Source organism: Paraburkholderia kururiensis JCM 10599 = LMG 19447 (assembly GCF_003986935.1).
Lineage (GTDB): Bacteria > Pseudomonadota > Gammaproteobacteria > Burkholderiales > Burkholderiaceae > Paraburkholderia > Paraburkholderia kururiensis.
The window spans coordinates 25,073-43,664 of record NZ_RJZE01000025.1 but is presented as its reverse complement, the minus strand read 5'-3'; the positions used below and the strand labels follow the sequence as shown (position 1 = coordinate 43,664).

The 18,592-nt window shown below is 62.1% G+C and carries 15 protein-coding genes; 6 read left to right on the top strand and 9 right to left on the bottom strand.

Features of this window, described 5'->3' with window-relative positions:
- Positions 1 to 28 precede the first annotated feature (28 nt).
- From PKKP23_RS26210 to PKKP23_RS26195, 4 genes are all read left to right on the top strand, one after another.
- Positions 29 to 526, top strand: a complete 498-nt coding sequence (locus tag PKKP23_RS26210; RefSeq protein ID WP_126879029.1) for an SRPBCC domain-containing protein — start codon at positions 29 to 31, stop codon at positions 524 to 526.
- Between the two features lie 5 nt (positions 527 to 531).
- The gene (locus PKKP23_RS26205) at positions 532 to 1,326 is read left to right on the top strand and encodes an SDR family NAD(P)-dependent oxidoreductase (RefSeq protein WP_126879028.1); all 795 of its coding nucleotides are present in this window, start codon (positions 532 to 534) and stop codon (positions 1,324 to 1,326) included.
- A gap of 488 nt (positions 1,327 to 1,814) precedes the next feature.
- On the top strand, positions 1,815 to 3,788 hold the full coding sequence (locus tag PKKP23_RS26200; RefSeq protein ID WP_126879027.1) for a patatin-like phospholipase family protein: 1,974 nt from the start codon (positions 1,815 to 1,817) through the stop codon (positions 3,786 to 3,788).
- The gene (locus PKKP23_RS26195) at positions 3,775 to 4,536 is read left to right on the top strand and encodes a primase 1D-like protein (protein WP_126879026.1); all 762 of its coding nucleotides are present in this window, start codon (positions 3,775 to 3,777) and stop codon (positions 4,534 to 4,536) included. The genes PKKP23_RS26200 and PKKP23_RS26195 overlap by 14 nt, the downstream gene beginning before the upstream one ends.
- 159 nt (positions 4,537 to 4,695) lie before the next feature.
- On the opposite strand, the gene PKKP23_RS26190 is transcribed toward PKKP23_RS26195, so the two are convergent.
- The 8 genes from PKKP23_RS26190 to urtA all read right to left on the bottom strand — a co-directional run bounded on the left by PKKP23_RS26190 (position 4,696) and on the right by urtA (position 12,405).
- On the bottom strand, positions 4,696 to 5,721 hold the full coding sequence (locus tag PKKP23_RS26190) for an aliphatic amidase (protein ID WP_126879025.1): 1,026 nt from the start codon (positions 5,719 to 5,721) through the stop codon (positions 4,696 to 4,698).
- A 79-nt stretch (positions 5,722 to 5,800) separates the two neighbouring features.
- Positions 5,801 to 6,145 (bottom strand): FmdB family zinc ribbon protein, encoded by a 345-nt coding sequence (locus PKKP23_RS26185; RefSeq protein ID WP_126879024.1) that lies wholly within the window; start codon positions 6,143 to 6,145, stop codon positions 5,801 to 5,803.
- 25 nt (positions 6,146 to 6,170) lie between these two features.
- Positions 6,171 to 7,409 (bottom strand): formamidase, encoded by a 1,239-nt coding sequence (gene fmdA, locus PKKP23_RS26180; protein ID WP_126879023.1) that lies wholly within the window; start codon positions 7,407 to 7,409, stop codon positions 6,171 to 6,173.
- A 35-nt stretch (positions 7,410 to 7,444) separates the two neighbouring features.
- Entirely contained in the window at positions 7,445 to 8,134 is a 690-nt protein-coding gene (urtE, locus tag PKKP23_RS26175; protein ID WP_126879022.1) for an urea ABC transporter ATP-binding subunit UrtE, read from the bottom strand.
- 25 nt (positions 8,135 to 8,159) lie between these two features.
- Positions 8,160 to 8,903, bottom strand: coding sequence for an urea ABC transporter ATP-binding protein UrtD (urtD, locus tag PKKP23_RS26170; protein WP_017774841.1), 744 nt, complete (start codon positions 8,901 to 8,903; stop codon positions 8,160 to 8,162).
- A 3-nt stretch (positions 8,904 to 8,906) separates the two neighbouring features.
- A complete protein-coding gene (urtC, locus tag PKKP23_RS26165; protein WP_126879021.1) occupies positions 8,907 to 10,097 on the bottom strand; it encodes an urea ABC transporter permease subunit UrtC in 1,191 nt (396 codons plus the stop codon).
- A 61-nt stretch (positions 10,098 to 10,158) separates the two neighbouring features.
- Complete coding sequence (gene urtB, locus PKKP23_RS26160) at positions 10,159 to 11,076, bottom strand: urea ABC transporter permease subunit UrtB (RefSeq protein WP_017774839.1); 918 nt, start codon at positions 11,074 to 11,076, stop codon at positions 10,159 to 10,161.
- A gap of 54 nt (positions 11,077 to 11,130) precedes the next feature.
- On the bottom strand, positions 11,131 to 12,405 hold the full coding sequence (gene urtA, locus PKKP23_RS26155) for an urea ABC transporter substrate-binding protein (RefSeq protein ID WP_042300195.1): 1,275 nt from the start codon (positions 12,403 to 12,405) through the stop codon (positions 11,131 to 11,133).
- 207 nt (positions 12,406 to 12,612) lie between these two features.
- On the opposite strand from urtA, the gene PKKP23_RS26150 reads away from it, so the two are divergent.
- Positions 12,613 to 16,050 carry a hybrid sensor histidine kinase/response regulator gene (locus PKKP23_RS26150; RefSeq protein ID WP_126879020.1) on the top strand — a complete coding sequence of 1,146 codons (3,438 nt, stop codon included), beginning with the start codon at positions 12,613 to 12,615 and terminating at the stop codon, positions 16,048 to 16,050.
- Positions 16,013 to 17,023, top strand: coding sequence for a response regulator transcription factor (locus tag PKKP23_RS26145; protein ID WP_240659148.1), 1,011 nt, complete (start codon positions 16,013 to 16,015; stop codon positions 17,021 to 17,023). Before PKKP23_RS26150 ends, PKKP23_RS26145 begins: the two co-directional genes overlap by 38 nt.
- Positions 17,024 to 17,058: 35 nt before the next feature.
- Here PKKP23_RS26145 and PKKP23_RS26140 read toward each other — a convergent pair whose 3' ends face one another.
- The gene (locus PKKP23_RS26140) at positions 17,059 to 18,480 is read right to left on the bottom strand and encodes an MFS transporter (RefSeq protein ID WP_126879019.1); all 1,422 of its coding nucleotides are present in this window, start codon (positions 18,478 to 18,480) and stop codon (positions 17,059 to 17,061) included.
- Between the last annotated feature and the right edge of the window lie 112 nt (positions 18,481 to 18,592).

The window sequence follows — 18,592 nt, the reverse complement described above, 5'->3', positions numbered from 1 at the left end:
CCCTACCGAAAAAACGGAGGTCCGATACATGATCGACAAAGTTAACTGGCCGGAACGCTATGACCCGCGTATCTCGGCAATTTACGCGCTCAATGACATCGACGTGAAAGCCCCGCCCGAAGTGGTCTGGAAACTCCTCGTCGACGCTGAGCGCTGGTCGCGCTATTTTCCGGCCGAGGATCAGGTCAGGATCATGTCCGGCGAACCGGAACTCGCGCTCGGCACACGCTACAGCCGCGTGACGGTCGGATATCCCATGTCGCTCGTCGTCACTGAGTGCGTGCCGAACCGCCGGCTGGCGTGGGCAACGACCGTCGATGGCGATGAAACCGGGTCGAGCGCCTATCACGGCTGGGTGATCACGCCGACCCAGGATGGTTGTCATCTGCTGACCGAAGAGACGCAGCAAGGCCAGTTCTTCGTGGAGCTGATCGGCAGCAGGAATCCCGGCGCGTTGTATCGCTATCACCAGGAATGGGTTGAATGCCTCGCCCGAGCCGCCGAAGCAGAAGCAGAACGGAGATAAGTGCCATGAAGATCGAACTCAATGGCCGCAAGGCAATCGTTACGGGCTCTACAGCGGGAATCGGCCGCGCAATTGCCGAGGGCCTGGCGCGGGCAGGCGCTGCGGTCGTAGTCAACGGCCGAACCCAGGAGCGGGTCGATGCCGCGCTGCGCGAAATGCGCGCGATCCTGCCGGACGCGGAACTGACTGGCGTTGCCGCCGACGTTGCGACGCCCGAAGGCTGCGCGACCTTGTTTGCACACGCGCCGGTCGCCGACATTCTTGTCAACAACGCAGGGACAGCGCGACTGAACGACTTTTTCGCACAGGACGACCGCGAATGGCTCGACCTCTTCCAGCTCAACGTGATGAGCGGTGTTCGCACCGCCCGCCATTACGTGCCGAAAATGGCGAAGCAGGGCTGGGGGCGCGTGGTGTTCGTCAGTAGCGAGTCTGGCCTGAATGTCCCGAAAGAAATGATCGACTACGGCGTGACCAAGACCGCGATGCTCGCGGTGTCGAGAGGGCTGGCTGAACTGGTTGCCGGCACGGGCGTGACCGTCAATGCCGTGCTTCCCGGCCCGACCAGTTCGGAAATCCTGTCGAACTGGATGAAGGCGACCGCGCGAGAGCAGGGAATCACGCAAGAGCAGGCTGAACAACAGTTCCTGAAGACTTCGCGGCCAACATCGCTGATCAACCGTTTCGCCACGACGAACGAAGTTGCAAACATGGTTGTGTACGCATGCTCGGAGCAGGCGTCCGCCACGACGGGTGCGGCGTTGCGGGTCGACGGGGGTGTGGTTCGGACAATCGGATGAGACAACGGCCGGCCCGCCTGGTCGCAACCTATCGGCGCGATCACGCCCGTTTTCTCTTTAGACCGTCTTACGTGAGAAGCCTCGCGGCATAACAGTCGTGGCCGGCCCGGTGAGTGTAATAGCCATCTGGCCGCCTCCGAGTGAGCCTCGGACATGTCCGCCTTCTGGCCAGGAGCATTCGTCTGAATGATGAAGTGCCACGAACCGTGAAAGGCTCCTTCTCGCCGACCAGAGCCCCACGCCCGTGCGCGGCGATCGTCACGGGCGTGCTCGCGATGCAAAAGGCGTGACCCGACCCATCTCCGCCGTCCGCCGGGCTGTTAGACCAGCGCCTCCTTTCGGGGGTCTTCCGGCCGTCCATGCTCTTAGAGCATCTACGGTGAACACACACCGGTTTGCCTATCGCCACCGGCAAACCGCGAACGCTTGTTATTCATCGTTTCCAGTAGAATCGGGTATCTCACCGCGGGGGTAAGCATTTTCGCGTCATGAGCAACGCTTGTCTGCGTCAGGTTCACCGCGATGAATCGTCTAGAGCTTCCAATACCTTAGAAGAGTTAAAAGAGATGCGAAATCGGACCAGATACTTTCAATCAACATTAGGGGTATTCCAAGGCGGTGGCTGCAGAGCTGCCGCTTTCGCAGGAGCGTACGAAGTCGCCCAACAAGCCGGCGTAAGTTTTGTAGAAGTGGCAGGCACGTCGGCGGGCTCAATCGCGGCAGCACTGGTAGCTGCCGGGGCGTCGCCGAGCAAACTTCAAGAAATGCTCAGGCAATTGGATTTTACTAAATTCGAAGCACCAAAGACTCGACGCAAAGTAGGGATGTTACTTCGAATAGTGGAATGGGCCTTGTCGTTGAGGCGATGGTCCGGCCTCGATATTGGTGGGGTTGTATTCCATGACGGAATGTATTCTAGTAAATACATCGAAGATTGGATGGAGGAGCGGCTTCGGTTTGTCATTGGCAAAGACCTTGACAGGCCTATTCGGTTTAAGGATTTGCCAATTCCCTTATCGGTCGTTGCTACAGATATATCCTCGCGAGCGGTAAAGGTTTGGAGCTCAAAGAATACTGCCGAAGAGTCCGTTGCTATGGCGGTTCGCGCGTCCTGTTCGATACCGATATATTTTCAACCCGTAGATGAAAAATACGTGGACGGCGGTGTGCTATCGAACCTGCCCTCCTTCGTTTACACGAACAAAGAACCGTCGGACGTACCGCTGGCTAGCCGAGTATTGGCGTTTGCATTACAGGCCGATTCAAGGCAAGAAACAGGACATATGCTTTCGCGACTCGCGGACACGGTGGTGGACGGTAATCAGGAAATTCAAGGAACCTTGTTAGGTGACATACCCACCATTCGGGTTCCGACAGGGGGGGTGAAAGCCACCGATTTTTCAATAATGACAAAGGAAGCTGTGGATCAATTGATTTCGAACGGCAGGGAAGCCGCGCGGAAATTCTTTGAAGAAGAAGGTCTTCATGTAAGAAATTCGGGTTCGAACCGTCGAATCATTCCAGGTCCAGATGAGCTGAACGCGTCGTTAATCGAACGTGCGTCCAGTGCTAGCGAGCTCATTATTTCTGAATTGGACTGTAGATTTGTTTTCCCACTTTTTCCAATGCTTTTGCATTTGAGGCTACGCAACGTCCCTATATTAGTTTGTCTGCCGCACGGCAAGAGTGCGCAGGGTAATGAGGCTTATCGTGAGCGCTTGCTGTCGGCGCTGGGTTGCCAGGTGCAATACACGGATATTAAATATCGGGCTTTCGTATTCGATAGAAAAACTGCCCACGCCAGTGCATTCGTAAAACCACCAACTGTCGACGACGATCACAAGGCCGGAATCACTCAATATCACGCCCCACATGACGCTGTCGTTATCGCGACGTTGTCGGAAGCTCTCCATCCTGCAGGCAATGATGAAACGATCAATTTCACTCCACGTCTAGAGCAAATTACCGAAAAGGAGGTGCTAAGTCGGCTTCGGAAGGTGAGCCAGTACAGCGTGAACGGAACGAGACTTTCCTTTAGGACTGTTCCGACAAAAGATCTTTACTCGCTTGCTCGCTACGGTCGTGAGTTCAAGGTGAAACAGATCGATCTACTCCATGAAGCATTCCGCAATGCTGAAATAACACCCTTCACGCCTGCCGCCATTCAGCTAGCTAAAGGGAAATCTATAGTCACGCCACCTGTTGTCGAGCTTTATGGCGATAAACTACTTCTTGTAGAAGGAACATCACGGGCCATTTATTCTCGCGATAGCGGGATCGAAACGTTTCCGTGCGTGGTTGTCGAAAATCCAACCGGGAATTTGCCGTCGAATCACTTACCGCTATCACAGGTTCGCGTGATTGGCCGTACTTTAGGCCCGGAGTATCGCTACGAAGGTTGGAACTACGAAAATTTTCGTCACATTGAATCTGCAATGCATACGATCGATGACATATCTTGAAACCCTGACACCCGATCATTCGGACGCATACGACGTCTTCATGGCCGTTTTGCGCGCAAACCCAACGATCGCGAACATCACCCTGTTTACTCCGCATCTAGCGCCACTTTTGCTGCAACGTGCAGAGCTGACGAGTGAAGAGCTAGATGTCGTCCAGCAGGCTTTGTCACTTAAGGCAGCCACTTCTCTTCCGTTTTGGGATGCCGTTATGACGATGTCGATGCGCGCGGCCGCGCCGACAATCGGTATTTTCCGCGCAGCAACTTATCACAATCCGATTGCAGACAATCTTCAGATCTTGCCCGCTTCAGGCTTGGCGTCGAGCCAGCTTCGCGCTATTGAGGCTACGCTCACACCCGACAAAATTCTTGCAGTCGCATCGAAGGTCGAATGTAAGGATGGGGCCATCCGACATATACCTCAAATAGACTTCCATTGCCCTGATACCCCTGCCACGCGAGATATAGTAGTCAACCTCCTTGAGGTGGTAGGTCATAGAGGATATTTACTCGCTTCTGGTAAATCGTTTCATTTCTATGGAGTCGATCTTCTTGCCGAAGATGAATTCTCGAACTTTATGGGACGGATTCTTCTTTTTAGCCCAATTGTAGACCGAGCTTGGATTGCCCATCAATTGATCGAGGGGCAGACGGCGTTGCGATTGTCTTCCCGGTCGGGGTACGGTGCGCCACCAAAACTCGTGGCGATTACCGGGCTGACTGGGGCTGCGAGCAAGCGATCCTATTAGGAGGCCGCCGACCGCCCGTTGTCTCGCCTAGAACCGCCGTTGGACTGTCTACAACCCAGTCCGCGCCGTTGGCCGAAGTTGGCCGATACCGGAAATCCGCCCGCTCTTCTCCGCACGCAACGAACCTGCGCCAGCGTTGCGCAGCCCGAGGCCAAGGCTCTACTCGCCGTGCGGGATACCTTCTATCGGGCACTCCGCCGTGCCGGGCGTGGTGCGCGTGAGTGCCTCCACCGCGCGCCGCGTGCCTTCGGGGTCTTCGATCCATTTCCGGTAGAACCCGAACGGGCACGCGGCCACACCGTCGGCGCCGTCACCGGAATGAAGCGTTCCCGTGTAGCCGCGATGAAGCAGCTTGTACAGATGGTTTTGCGACTGCATGTTGCGCCGCGCGTCGCGAATCATGCCGAGCGATAGCTCCGCGTACTGCACACCCATTTCTTCTTCGCCGCACTCGCCTAGCGTGCGCCCGTCGAAGCCGACGATCGCCGAATGACCGAAGTACGAATACACGCCGTCCCACCCGGTCGCGTTCGCTACCGCGACATACGTGTTGTTCATCCACGCCATGGCCTTTGCGACCATCACCTGCTGCTCCTTGGCGGGATACATATACCCCTGGCAGCGCACGATGAGTTCCGCGCCACCCATCGCGCAATCGCGCCAGATTTCCGGATAGTTGCCGTCGTCGCAGATGATGAGGCTGATCTTGATGCCCTTCGGCCCTTCCGTCACGTACGTACGGTCGCCGGGATACCAGCCTTCTATCGGCGTCCACGGCATGATCTTGCGGTACTTCTGCACGATCTCGCCGCGATTGTCGATAAGGATCAGCGTGTTGTACGGCACCTTGTCCGGATGCGCTTCGTGCCGCTCGCCGGTCAATGAAAATACGCCCCACACGTTGGCCTTGCGGCACGCCGCCGAAAATATTTCGGTTTCCTCTCCAGGTATCGTGGCCGCCGTGTCGAACATCTCCTGGCGGTCGTACATGATTCCGTGCGTCGAATATTCCGGGAACACGACGAGGTCCATGCCAGGCAGCCCCTGCTTCATACCGACCACCATGTCGGCAATCTTGCGCGCGTTCTCCAGCACTTCGGCTTTCGTGTGCAGGCGCGGCATCTTGTAGTTGACGACCGCAACACCCACGCAGTCACGGCTGCTCGAAATATCACCATGTCGCATGACTCGTTTCTCCTTGAAGACGCGTAATCCGGGTGCGCGGTCCGTCGCAACGGCCCGCGCTGTGGTTAGTGGTTAGCGGCTAATGACTGATCATCCACGGGCGCCCCGCCGGCCGCTTGAGTGCTGCCGACGTCTGCGTGCTCGCACCGGCAAGCGGCGTGCGGCCACTGGAGCAGCAACTGCAGCCAGGCCGGTGGCGAAGCGGCGGCCCGTCCGCGGACTGGCGCGGCGCGTGAGCCGCACGCTCGTTGGTTGCCTGCGCGATGCGGCTCGCGCCCGCCATCAATGCGAGCGCAGGCGCGGTCATCACGCGCGATGCCTCGCCACCGCAATCCGCGCAACGGCAGGGCATATCGCGGTCTGCAATGCGTCGCATGACGGCGAACGGCCCGCAATTTGCGCACTCGAAGTCGTAGATCGGCATATTGGGCTCCGAATCAATCAGCGGTTCACGACTTCACGAGATCCGGCGAGCACGGCATGTCCACACCGCCCTGCACGTGGCGAAGCGGTCCCTGAGCGCTCGGGCGGATATCGAAGTCGAAGATCTGCGTAGGCAACCACAGCGTCGCGCACGCGTTCGGAATGTCCACCACGCCGCTGATATGCCCCTGCACCGGCGCGCACCCCAGCAGCGAATACGCCTGCGCCCCTGAATAGCCGAACTTCTTCAGATACTCGATGGCATTGAGGCACGCCTGGCGATACGCCACCGTCACGTCGAGGTAGTGCTGGCCGCCTTGTTCGTCCACCGAAATGCCTTCGAAGATCAGATAGTCGTTGTAGGCAGGCGTAATCGGGCTTGGCTGGAACACGGGATTGCGGATGCCGTATTTCTCCATGCCGCCTTTAATCAGGTTCACGCGCATGTGCACCCAGCCGGCCATCTCGATCGCGCCGCAAAACGTGATCTCGCCGTCGCCCTGACTGAAATGCAGGTCGCCCACTGAGAGGCCGGCGCCGTCCACGTAGACGGGGAAGAACACCTTCGATCCGCGCGAGAGGTCCTTGATGTCGCAATTGCCGCCGTGCTCGCGCGGCGGCACAGTGCGCGCGCCTTCGGCAGCGGCCTTGTCGCGCGCCTCGCCGGCCAGCTTGCCCATATGCGCCGTTGCGGCAAACGGCGGATTCGCGAGCGGCGGCACGCGCTCCGGCGCCGTCGCGATCAGCCCCGTCTCGCGTGCGTTCCACGTTTCGAGCAGCTTCGGGTCGGGCAGGCAGCCGATCAACCCTGGATGAATCAGCCCCGCGAAGTTGACGCCCGGAATATGGCGCGAACTCGTATAAAGACCGTGGAAATCCCAGATGGATTTCTGCGCGTGCGGAAAGTGGTCGGTCAGGAAGCCACCGCCATTCGTTTTCGAGAAGAAGCCATTGAAGCCCCACTGGCTGTCGGCCTTCGCACCGATGTCGAGCAGATCGACCACGAGCAGGTCGCCCGGCTCCGCGCCATGCACGCCAACCGGTCCCGACAGAAAATGGACGATCGAGAGATCGATATCGCGCACGTCGTCGGCGCTGTCGTCGTTCTTGATGAAACCGCCGGTCCAGTCGTAGGTCTCCAGAACGAAATCGTCGCCGGGGTTCACCCAGCAGGCCATCGGAATGTCCGGGTGCCAGCGGTTGTGAACCTGTTCGTTTTCATAGGCGGACTGGTTCAGATCGACCTTGATGAGCGTTTCAGCCATTGCGTTCACTCCTTGATCCACGTACTTGTTAGGGGCTAAACAGAGAGGTATTCGCGTATGCGGCCCGTGTCGCCGGCGTCGCGGGTGCTCTGATGCACGAAGCGCCCGCCCTCGATCACGAACAGCCGGTCAGCCACGTCGAGCGCGAAGCTCAATACCTGCTCCGAGACGACGATCGCGATGTCGCGCGTCGCGCGAATCTGGTTCAGCGCCTTCGCGATGTCTTTGATGACCGACGGCTGAATGCCTTCGGTGGGCTCATCGAGCAGCAACACCTTCGGGTCGGTGGCGAGCGCGCGCGCAATGGCGAGTTGCTGTTGCTGACCGCCCGAGAGATTGCCGCCCTTGCGCCGGCGCATGTCGAACAGCACAGGAAAAAGCGCGTAGAGATCGTCGGGCACCTGCTGAGACGCCGCGTTTTCGAGTCCCGTCCGAATGTTCTCCTCCACGGTAAGCGAGGCGAAAATCTGCCGCCCTTGAGGCACATACCCAATGCCTTTGGCCACACGGCGATAACTCTCGTCTTTCGACACATCCGCACCGCTCACGCGCACCGTGCCGCGATTGGCCGGCAGCATGCCGATCAGCGCCTTGAAGAGCGTCGTCTTGCCCATACCGTTGCGGCCCATCACCGCCACGCTTTCGCCCTTTCCGACGGAAAAGCCGATACCGTGCAGCACCTCGCTCTGGCCGTAGCTCACAACAAGGTCGTCTACTTCGAGCATGATCTGTCCTCCGTTCAACGCCAATTCAGTGGCCAAGATAGACATCGATCACACGCGGGTCGGCCTGCACCTGCGCCATGGGCCCTTCCGCGAGAATCTTGCCCTGATGCATCACCGTGACCTTGTGGGCGATGCGTTCCACGAACGCCATGTCGTGCTCGATCACGATCATCGAGCGGTTGCGGCAGATGCGGTCCAGCAGTTCGGCCGTCAGTTCGCGTTCTCGCACGCTCATACCGGCGATCGGCTCGTCGAGCATCAGTAGTTCGGGATCCTGCATGAGCAGCATGCCTATTTCGAGCCATTGCTTCTGGCCATGCGACAGCAGGCCGGCTTCAAGATCAAGCGACGCAGCAAGGCCGATTTCCTCGGCCACCGCGCACACGCGGTCTGTCACTTCGTCGTCCGCGCGGTAAGCGAGCGCACCGAACACAGACCGACCACGCGGAAACGACACCTCCAGGTTCTGCGCCACCGTGAGGTTCTCGTAGATGGAGGGCGTCTGGAACTTGCGACCAATGCCCTTGCGCACGCGGCGAAACTCCGCAAGCTTCGTAATCTCCTCGTTGCGAAACTTGATGCTGCCCGCCGTTTCCCTCGTCTTGCCGCAGATAAGATCGAGCAACGTGGTCTTTCCCGCGCCGTTCGGTCCAATCACCACGCGCAGTTCGCCTGACTCGATATAGAGGTTCAGCGAATCGATGGCCTTGAAGCCGTCGAACGACACGGTCAGGTCTTCGATCGCCAGCAGAAAATCGGTATTGCTCATGACTCACGCCTCCTTGTTTTCCGCCCCGAGCAGCCGCCGCACGCGCGGTCTCACGTGCTCTTCATAGAGCCCCGCGAGGCCGTTCGGAAAGACCATCACAACGCCAATGAACATGGCGGCCATCAGATAGAGCCAGAGGTTCGGAAAGCTCTCGGAAAACCAGCTCTTGCCGAGGTTCACCAAAATCGCGCCGTACACTGCGCCCACCAGCGACATGCGGCCGCCCACCGCCGCATAGATCACCATCTCGATCGAGGGCACGATGCCCACGAACGACGGCGACATGAAGCCCACCTGCAGCGTGAACATCGCGCCGCCAATGGCTGCCAGCAGCGCCGCGAAGCAGAACGCGAAGACCTTGAACATCGCCACGTCATAGCCGGAAAAGCGCACGCGGTCTTCCTTGTCGCGCATGGCGAGCAGCAGCGTGCCCAGCTTGCCGCGCTGCACCCATCGGCAGGCCAGCAGCGCACCGATCAGAAGCGCTGCGTTGACGAAGTACAGCGCGAGCTTGGCGTGGTCCGTGCGAATGTCCCAGCCCAGCAGCGTGCGCAGGTCGGTCATGCCGTTCACGCCGCCGGTGTAGCCCTGCTGCCCGATGATGAGCACCGAAAGAATGAGCGCCACCGCCTGCGTGATGATCGCGAAATACACGCCGCCCACGCGCCGCTTGAACATCGCGTAGCCGATCACGAACGCGAGCGCCGTGGGCACCACGAGCACCGCGAGAATCGAGAACGGCAATGAGTGGAACGGCTTCCACCACATGGGCAATGCAGTGACCTGGTTCCAGTCCATGAAGTCAGGAATGCCTGGCGTGGTCTGCGTGCGCGTGGCCACCGGGTCCGATGCTTCCAGCTTCAGAAACATCGCCATTGCATAGCCGCCCAGCCCGAAGAACACGCCCTGCCCGAGGCTCAGCACACCGCCGTAGCCCCACGCGATCACGAGGCCGACCGCGACGAACGCGTACGTCAGGTACTTGCCCATCAGGTTCAGGCGGAACGTGTCGAGTGCAAGCGGAAACACGACCACGATGAGCAGCGCGAGTATCACGATGCCCGCATAGCCCGACGCATCGAGCCGCGCGGCCACTGCGCGCCAGCCGCCGCGCTCCGGGCCGGGTCGCGCGGATGGGGCAGACCGGGCATTCGGGCCGGATACGCCGCCCGCTGCGGGTTGGATGGGTTCCATGTGCCTCTCTCCGTACAAGTGAATCGATGAAGGCTTCAGCGCAGCGCAGGCCGCCCTGCGCTCACGCGCGCCGCACCTTCGAGGCGAACAGCCCCTGCGGGCGCAGCATCAGAATGACCACGACTGTCAGCAGCGTGAGCACGCGCGCAATGGACCCCGAGAGAAAGAACTCGCTGATCGACTGCATCTGCGCGATGCCGAATGCCGACGCCACGGTTCCCAGCAAACTCGCCGCGCCGCCGAACGTGACCACAAGAAACGAATCGACGATGTAGAGCGAGCCGCTCGTAGGCCCCGTCGAGCCGATCGCCGTGAACGCCGCGCCCGCTACGCCCGCAATACCGCAGCCAATGGCGAACGTCATGCGGTCGGTGCGGCGCGTGTTGATGCCCGCCGCGTTCGCCATGGGCCGGTTAGCCACGGTGGCGCGCACGCGCAGCCCCCAACGCGAGCGGTACAGCGCGAGCAGCAGGCCGCCCGTCATGACGAGCGCAAGGCCCATCACGAACATGCCGCTCACCGGAATGTCGAGACCCGGCGCCGGTTCCCACGAACCCATCAGCCAGTCGGGCAGCGCGGGGCTCACTTCTTTCGGACCGAAGGTCGAGCGAAACACCTGCTGCATGCCGAGGCTCAAGCCCCAGGTGGCGAGCAGCGTGTCGAGCGGGCGCCGGTAGAGATGGCGAATCAACGCCCATTCGGCGAGCCAGCCCACTGCGAACGCCAGCACGAAGGCCGCCACGATGGCGAAGAAGAAGTAGACCGGCGTGAACGCGTGCCACACGTTCTGCGCGAACCACGAGAACATGTAGACCGTGTAGGCGCCGATGGTCATGAATTCGCCGTGCGCCATGTTGATGACGCCCATCTGGCCGAAGATCACGGCGAGCCCCAGCCCCATCAGGAGCAGAACGCTGAAGAGGCTCAGACCCGCGAAGCCCTGCATCAGCGTGATGTTGAGAATGTCGGTAGCGGACATCGAGCGCTCCTCGCGCGGCGGCGCGCAGCCGCCGCGCAGTGGCGGGTTGCGGGATTACATGTAGCCCTTCGGGAACGGATTGGGCTGAATCGGCTGGGCCGATTGCGCGACCACCTTGAACTGCCCGTCCGCCTGCCCTTCGCCGATCAGCGAGCGGCTCCACAGGTGATGGTTCGGGTCCACCTTCGCGTAGCCCTGCGGCGCATTGGGCAACTCGATGCCCGCGGAAGCGGCCACCACCTTGTCCACATCGAAGCTGCCCGCGCGCTCGCAGGCCGCCTTCCAGATCCACGGCCCCAGGTACGCGGCCTGGGTCACGTCGCCGATCACGGACTTCGGGCCGTAGCGCCCCTTGAATGCCGCCACGAACTTCTTGTTGTTGTCGTTATCGAGCGACTCGAAATACTTCATCGACGAATAGAAGCCCGCGAAGTTGTCGCCGCCAATGCCGAGCACTTCGTCCTCCGTCACGGAAAGCGTGAGCAGGAACTGCTTCTGCGGCGTGATGCCCGCGGCCTTCAACTGCTTGTAGAAGGCTACGTTCGAACCGCCCACCACCGTTGCGAAGATGCAGTCGGGGCGCGCCAGCTTGATCTTGTTCATGAGCGAATTGAATTCCGTGGTGCCGAGCGGGTAATACTCTTCGCCCACCACTTTCGCGTGCAGGTGCTGTTCGATATGGCGGCGCGCGATCTTGTTCGACGTGCGCGGCCAGATGTAGTCGGAGCCGATCAGGAAGAACGTCTTGGCCTTCTTCGTGTTGGATGCCCAGTCGAGCGCCCAGAGAATCTGCTGGGTGGCTTCCTGGCCGGTATAGAAGACATTCTTCGACTGTTCGAGGCCTTCGTAGAACGTGGGGTAGTAGAGCAGCCCGTTGTCCTTCTCGAAGATGGGCAGCACGGCCTTGCGCGAGGCCGAGGTCCAGCAACCGAACACGGTCGCCACATGATCGTTTTCGAGCAGCTTCTTCGACTTCTCCGCGAAGGTCGGCCAGTCCGACGCGCCGTCTTCCTGGATGATCTGGATCTTGCGCCCCAGCACGCCGCCCATCGCGTTGATCTGTTCGATGGCGAGCCGCTCCGCCTGAATGGAGCCCGTTTCCGAAATAGCCATCGTGCCCGTTGCCGAGTGCAACTGGCCGACGGTCACCGTGGTGTCGGTCACGGCGAGATGCGTCGTGTTCACCTTGGCCGTGGGCGGCACCTGCGCGAACGAGGTGCGCGGCAGGCCAAGCGCCATGAGCGGGGCCGCGGCGAGGCCGCTCAGCAGGCGCCGGCGCAGCGGCGAGGGCATGTTGGCGTCGTCGTCGATTCGATCGTCTGCGGACATCACGTTCTCCTTGTCGTGGGCCCGCAGCGCAGGTGCTGCGGACGGGTTTCGAGGGTTGGACGCAATGTAGGAAGCCAAATTGACGATCGAAATACGTCGATTGACGTATTCCCGGCTATCGCACTGGAATGTAACTTGCTCCGGGCATGGCTCCCGCCGCTTGCCGGCCCATGCGGCACCTGTGGGGCACCAATCCGGATCATCCTCATGTCCCAGATGCACCCGATGCACCAGAGTTCAGTACGCACGCCCGGCACGCAGCGCATCGTCAAGGTTCGGCGCGACTACAACGCGTGGGTCGGCGACGAAACGCTCGAAGACTACGCACTGCGCTTCACGCCGCGCTCGTTTCGCCGCTGGTCGGAATTGCGCGTCGCGAATACGGCGATTGGCGCGGTGTCGTTTCTCGTGCTCGAGGCGATAGGCGGCAGCCTCGTCATCAACTACGGGTTCACCAACGCGTTCTGGGCCATTGCCGCCGTCTCGGTGCTGATCTATCTGACGAGCCTGCCCATCAGCTATTACGCGGCGCGCTACGGCGTGGACATGGACCTGCTCACGCGCGGCGCGGGCTTCGGCTATATCGGCTCCACCGTGACGTCGCTGTTCTACGCGATCTTCACGTTTATTTTTTTCGCGCTCGAAGCCGCGATCATGGCGCTCGCGCTGCAGCTGTACTTGCATATCTCGCTTGCCATCGCGTATGTGCTGAGTTCGCTCGTCGTGATTCCGATCGTGATGTTCGGCATCACGCTCATCAACCGCCTGCAAAGCTGGACCCAGCCGCTCTGGCTCGTGCTGTTCGTGCTGCCCTACGCCGCGGTGCTGTGGCACCACCCGGGTCTCGTCGCCGAATGGACCACCTTCGCGGGCTTTGCTCCGCAAGGCCGCGCGTTCAGCCTCATCGCGTTCGGCCAGGCCGCGACCGTGGTGTTCGCGTTGATCGTGCAGGTAGGGGAACAGGTGGACTACCTGCGCTTCCTGCCGCCGCTTACCGAAAAGAACCGCACGCGCTGGTGGCTCGCGCTGCTTTCCGCAGGGCCCGGCTGGATCGTGCCCGGCGCGCTCAAGATGCTGGGCGGCGCCTTTCTCGCGTTCGTCGCGATCCAGTACGAAGTCGATATCGCGCACGCCGCGCAGCCCACGCAGATGTATCTGGTGGCCTATCACCAGTTGCTCGACCGCATGGGCCTCGCCAACTGGGCGCTGCCGGCCATGACGTTGTTCGTCATCGTTTCGCAGTTGAAGATCAACGTGACGAACGCGTATGCCGGCTCGCTCGCGTGGTCGAACTTCTTTGCGCGCCTCACGCACAGTCACCCTGGGCGCGTGGTGTGGCTCGTCTTCAACGTCATGATTGCGCTGCTGCTCGTCGAAATGGGCGTGTTCGACGCCATCGGCAAAGTGCTCTCGCTGTACGCCAACGTGGCGATCGCCTGGATAGGCGCGCTGTTCGCCGATCTCGTCATCAACAAGCCGCTCGGCTACAGCCCGCGCTACATCGAGTTCAAGCGCGCGCATCTCTACGACGTCAACCCGGTTGGCGTAGGCGCCATGCTGATCGCCGCGGCCGTCGGCATGCTGGCCCACGGCGGCGCGTTCGGCGCGCTGGGCGAAGCCATGTCGTCGTTCATCGCGTTCGGCGTGGCGTTTGTCTGTGCACCGGTGCTCGCCATTGCCACACGCGGACGCTATTACCTCGCGCGCGCCGCGCAGCCCACGGGCGACGCCACATCGCTGCGCTGCGCGATCTGCGAAAACACCTTCGAGCCCGACGACACCGCGCATTGCCCCGCTTACGGCGGCACCATCTGCTCGCTCTGCTGTTCGCTCGACTCGCGCTGCCACGACCGCTGCAAGCCGCATGCGCGCCTTGCCACGCAGGTCGATCTCGCCCTGCACCGCGTATTTCCGCGTGCACGGCTCGGGCCGGCTGCAATGCGGCTCATCCACTACGCGAGCCTCGTGCTCGCGATGCTCACGGTGCTGGCCAGCGTGCTCTATCTGATCTGGTCGCAAAGCATCACGTCGCTCGCCGCTGCCGATTCACCTGCGGGGCAAGCCATTGCAGGCAGTTTCCTCAAGATCTTCTTCGCGCTTTCGCTCGTGGGCTGCATCGCGGCCTGGTGGTTTGTGCTGGAGCGCGAAAGCCGTCGCGTCACGCAGGAAGAATCACAACGGCAAAACGAACTCTTGATGCAGGAAATCGACGCGCACCAGAAGACCGACGCGGCACTGAAGCGCGCCACGGCCGCCGCCGAATCCGCAAACCAGGCGAAGAGCCGCTACGTCTCCGGCCTCAGTCACGAACTGCGCACGCCGCTCAACAGCATCCTCGGCTACGCGCAATTGCTGCTGCAGGCGAAAGACGAACTCTCGCCGTTGCGCTACAACGCCGTGCGCACGATTCACCGCAGCGGCGAGCACCTGCTTGCGCTGGTGGACGGGTTGCTCGACGTGGCGCGCATCGAGGCTGGCAAGCTGCAACTGAACATCGCGAAAGTGCCGCTTGCCGACTTCGTTGCGCACGTCACGTCCATGCTGCGCCCGCAGGCGCTGGAAAAAGCGTTGTCGTTCGAGGTGCAGACCATCGGGCGGCTACCTGCCACCGTGAAGTCCGACCAGAAGTGCATGGGTCAGATCCTCACCAATCTGATCGGCAATGCTATTCGCTTCACGTCTGCGGGCACCGTCACGCTGCGCGTGAGCCACGCGCTCGATACGCTGAAATTCGAAGTGGTCGACACCGGCCCCGGCATTCCCGCCGCCGAGATGGAGCGGCTCTTTCTGCCGTTCGAACGCGGTGAAGCGGCGCACGCGCACGATCACGGCGCAGGGCTCGGCCTCACGATCTGCCGCCTGCTGACCCATGCGCTGGGCGGCAGCCTCGAAGTAGAAAGCGAGGTGGGCCGCGGCACGCGCTTCGTAGTGAAGCTGTTCGCGCCCGCCGTGCACAGCGCGCCAGACGCGCGCACCGAACTCGCCGCCATTCAGGGCTATGCGGGCGCACGCCGCACGATTCTCGTGGTGGACGACCTGGCGGACCAGCGCGGCATCGTCGCGCAGTTGCTCACGCCGCTCGGCTTCGACGTGGCCGAAGCAGCAAGCGGCCCCGAGGCGCTGCGCTGGCTCGGCACGCACGCGGCGGACGCCATCATCATGGACATCTCCATGCCGCTCATGGACGGCTACGAGACGAGCCGGCTCATCGGCGAAAACCAGTTGTCGAGCGCGCCTATCGTGCTGCTCTCGGCCAACGCGTTCGCCGACGACCGCGAACGCGCCAGCGCCACCGGTTGTGCCGGCTATCTCGTGAAGCCGTTGCAGGTGAACGTGCTGCTCGACAAACTCGCGCAACTGCTCGCAATCGAATGGATCGCCTCGCCTGTGCCAGCCCTCGCCGACGCCGCAGGCCCCGTACGCACCGAGTCACGGGTCGCGTTGCCCGAGCCGGTTCTGCAACGCATACGCGCGCACCTCGATGTGGGCTACGTACAAGGCGTGGTCGAACAGCTCGACGCGGCACATGCCGCTTACCCTGCCTTGCGCGCGCAGGTTGACGCCCTGCGCGCACTGGCCGAGCGCTTTCAGTTAAGGGATCTAGAGAATGAACTCGACAGACTGCCCGGCAGCCGCACTGCATGACGAGAACGATCGTCGCGCCGACGTGGGTGATCCGCCCGCGTGGCTCGGCAACCGTCCCGTCGTGCTGATCGTGGACGACACGCCCGACAACCTGGCATTCCTCTCCGATACGTTGCAGGCGCACGGCTATGCGGTGCTCGTCGCGCTGAGCGGCGAGGCGGCATTGAAATGCCTTGCGCGCGTGACGCCCGACGTCGTACTGCTCGACGCGATGATGCCCAGCATGGACGGCTTCGAAACCTGCATCCGCATGAAGCAGGACAGCCGGCACGAGCATCTGCCCGTGATCTTCATGACGGCGTTGACCGAGAGCGAGCATGTGGTGCGTGGTTTTCGCGTAGGCGGCATCGACTACGTCACGAAGCCGGTGCGGCCCGAGGAAGTCTGCGCGCGCATCGGCGCACACGTGCGACGCTCGCGCGCGCAGCTCTATGCGAATGCGGCGCTTTCGCTGGAAACGCGCGCGGCGCTGGTCGTCGCGGCAGACGGCACGATTCGCTGGCAAAGCCCGCAGGCCGCGCGTCAGATAGAAGCCTATCGCGCGCGCGATGGGCAACCGTCCGGCGAGGCCGTCGCGCAGCCGCGCTTGCCGCCCACACTGCGCGGCTGGTTCGCAGACTGGCTCGCGCGCGGGTGCCCCACCAAGGCCGTGCACGAATTCACGGAGGGCGACGTGCGGCGCTCGGCAACCGTCGCGCCCGCGCCCGAGCAGGGCGAATGGATCGTCATCCTGACTGAAGTGGACGACGCCGCGCACCGCGACGCGCTCGTCTCACGCTTCGGGCTGACGGCGCGCGAGGCCGAGGTGCTGCTATGGGTCTCGCGAGGCAAGACCAATCGCGATATCGGCGACATTCTGGGCATGGCGGCCCGCACGGTGAACAAGCACCTCGAACATCTGTTCCGCAAGCTGCATGTGGAAACGCGTGCGGCTGCGGCGGCGCTGGTGGTGAAGACACTGGACCGGTCGTAGCGTCGGGTCGCAACCGTGGGCCTGCCGTCGTGCACCTAATCCACACTGCGAATTGCTCGCGTGGCGCACGCGCCTGCGCGGGCCGTTGGCCGCGATACCCCCAACGCCACCGCGGCAATCGCCGCAGTGAATAGCGTCACCCCTGCCGCAAGCACCACCGCAACGTGCAGTCCACCTACCCACTCGCGCGCCGCCAAGCCGGTCAGCGAGCCGAACACGCCCACGCCCAGTACGCCGCCAATCTGACGCGCGGTGTTCAACACGCCGGACGCAATGCCGAACGAAGATGCACCCACATGCGCCAACACCGCCGTGTTGATGGACGGCACGGCGAGCGCCACGCCCACGCCCACCGCAAGCAACGGCAGCGAGACGACGAGCGTGCCGCTATCCGCGTGAACGAACACGAGCGACCCATACCCTGCTGCCGCCAGCACCTGCCCCGCGATCATCGGAAGCCGGTATCCAAAGCGCGCGGTGAGTGCGCCCGAGGCGATGTTCGCGACCGTGACGACCGCGGTCATCGGCAGGAAGGCGAGGCCCGTTTCGAGTGGCGTGTCGTTGCGTACGTTCTGGAAAAACAGGCTCATTGCGAACATGAGCCCGTAGTAACCGAAGTTCAGCGAGAGACCGGTCAGCGCGCTCACGTTGACGGCGGCATGGCGAAAGAGCGCGAGCGGCAGCAGCGGTTGCGCCTGCCGCGCTTCCACGATCACAAAGAGCACGCCCATGGCGAGCGAACAGATAAGCCCCGTCATGACGGTGAAGCTCGTCCATCCCAGCCTGCCGCTTTCCACGACGGCATACGTGAGTGCCGCGAGCGTGACGACCGCGAGCGTCTGCCCCAACAGATCGATGCGGCGGGCGGTCTGGCGAACGGTATCCGGCGCATGGGCCAGGGTGAGCCAGATACCGGCCACGCCAACCGGCACGTTGATCAGGAAGATGGCCTGCCAGCCGAAACGGTCCACCAGCACGCCGCCCACGAGCGGCCCCGCGCCCAGCGCGAGCGCCGCCGTGCCGGCCCAGATGCTCACGGCCTTGGCGCGCGCCTGCGCCTCGGGAAACGCAGCGCCCAGCAACGCCAGCGACGACGGCACGCACAACGCCGCGCCCACGCCCTGCAACACGCGCGAGACGACGAGCATCGCCGCGCCAGACGACAAACCGCATCCCACGGACGCACACGTGAACACCGCAAAGCCGCTCACGAACACGCGCCGCGCGCCGAGCCGGTCGGCCAGCGCGCCGGCACTGAGCAGAAGACTCGCAAACGCCAGGGTATAAGCGTTGACGACCCATTCGAGCGCGGTCGCATCAACGGCAAGGCTCTCGCGAATGCGCGCAAGCGCGACGTTCACGACCGTCACGTCGAGACAGATGATGACGAAGCCGAGGCTCGTCGCGAGCAAGGCGAGCCGTGGCGACGGGTTGAACGAGTTGAGGTCTCTCTGCATCGTGGTCTGCGCAAAAAACGATGCGGACCGGGCGATCCGCTCATCGTGCACGGCCACTCTATTCCCGTAGTGCGGCTGGATAAACGCAGGGCAGCTTGCAACAGAACCCACT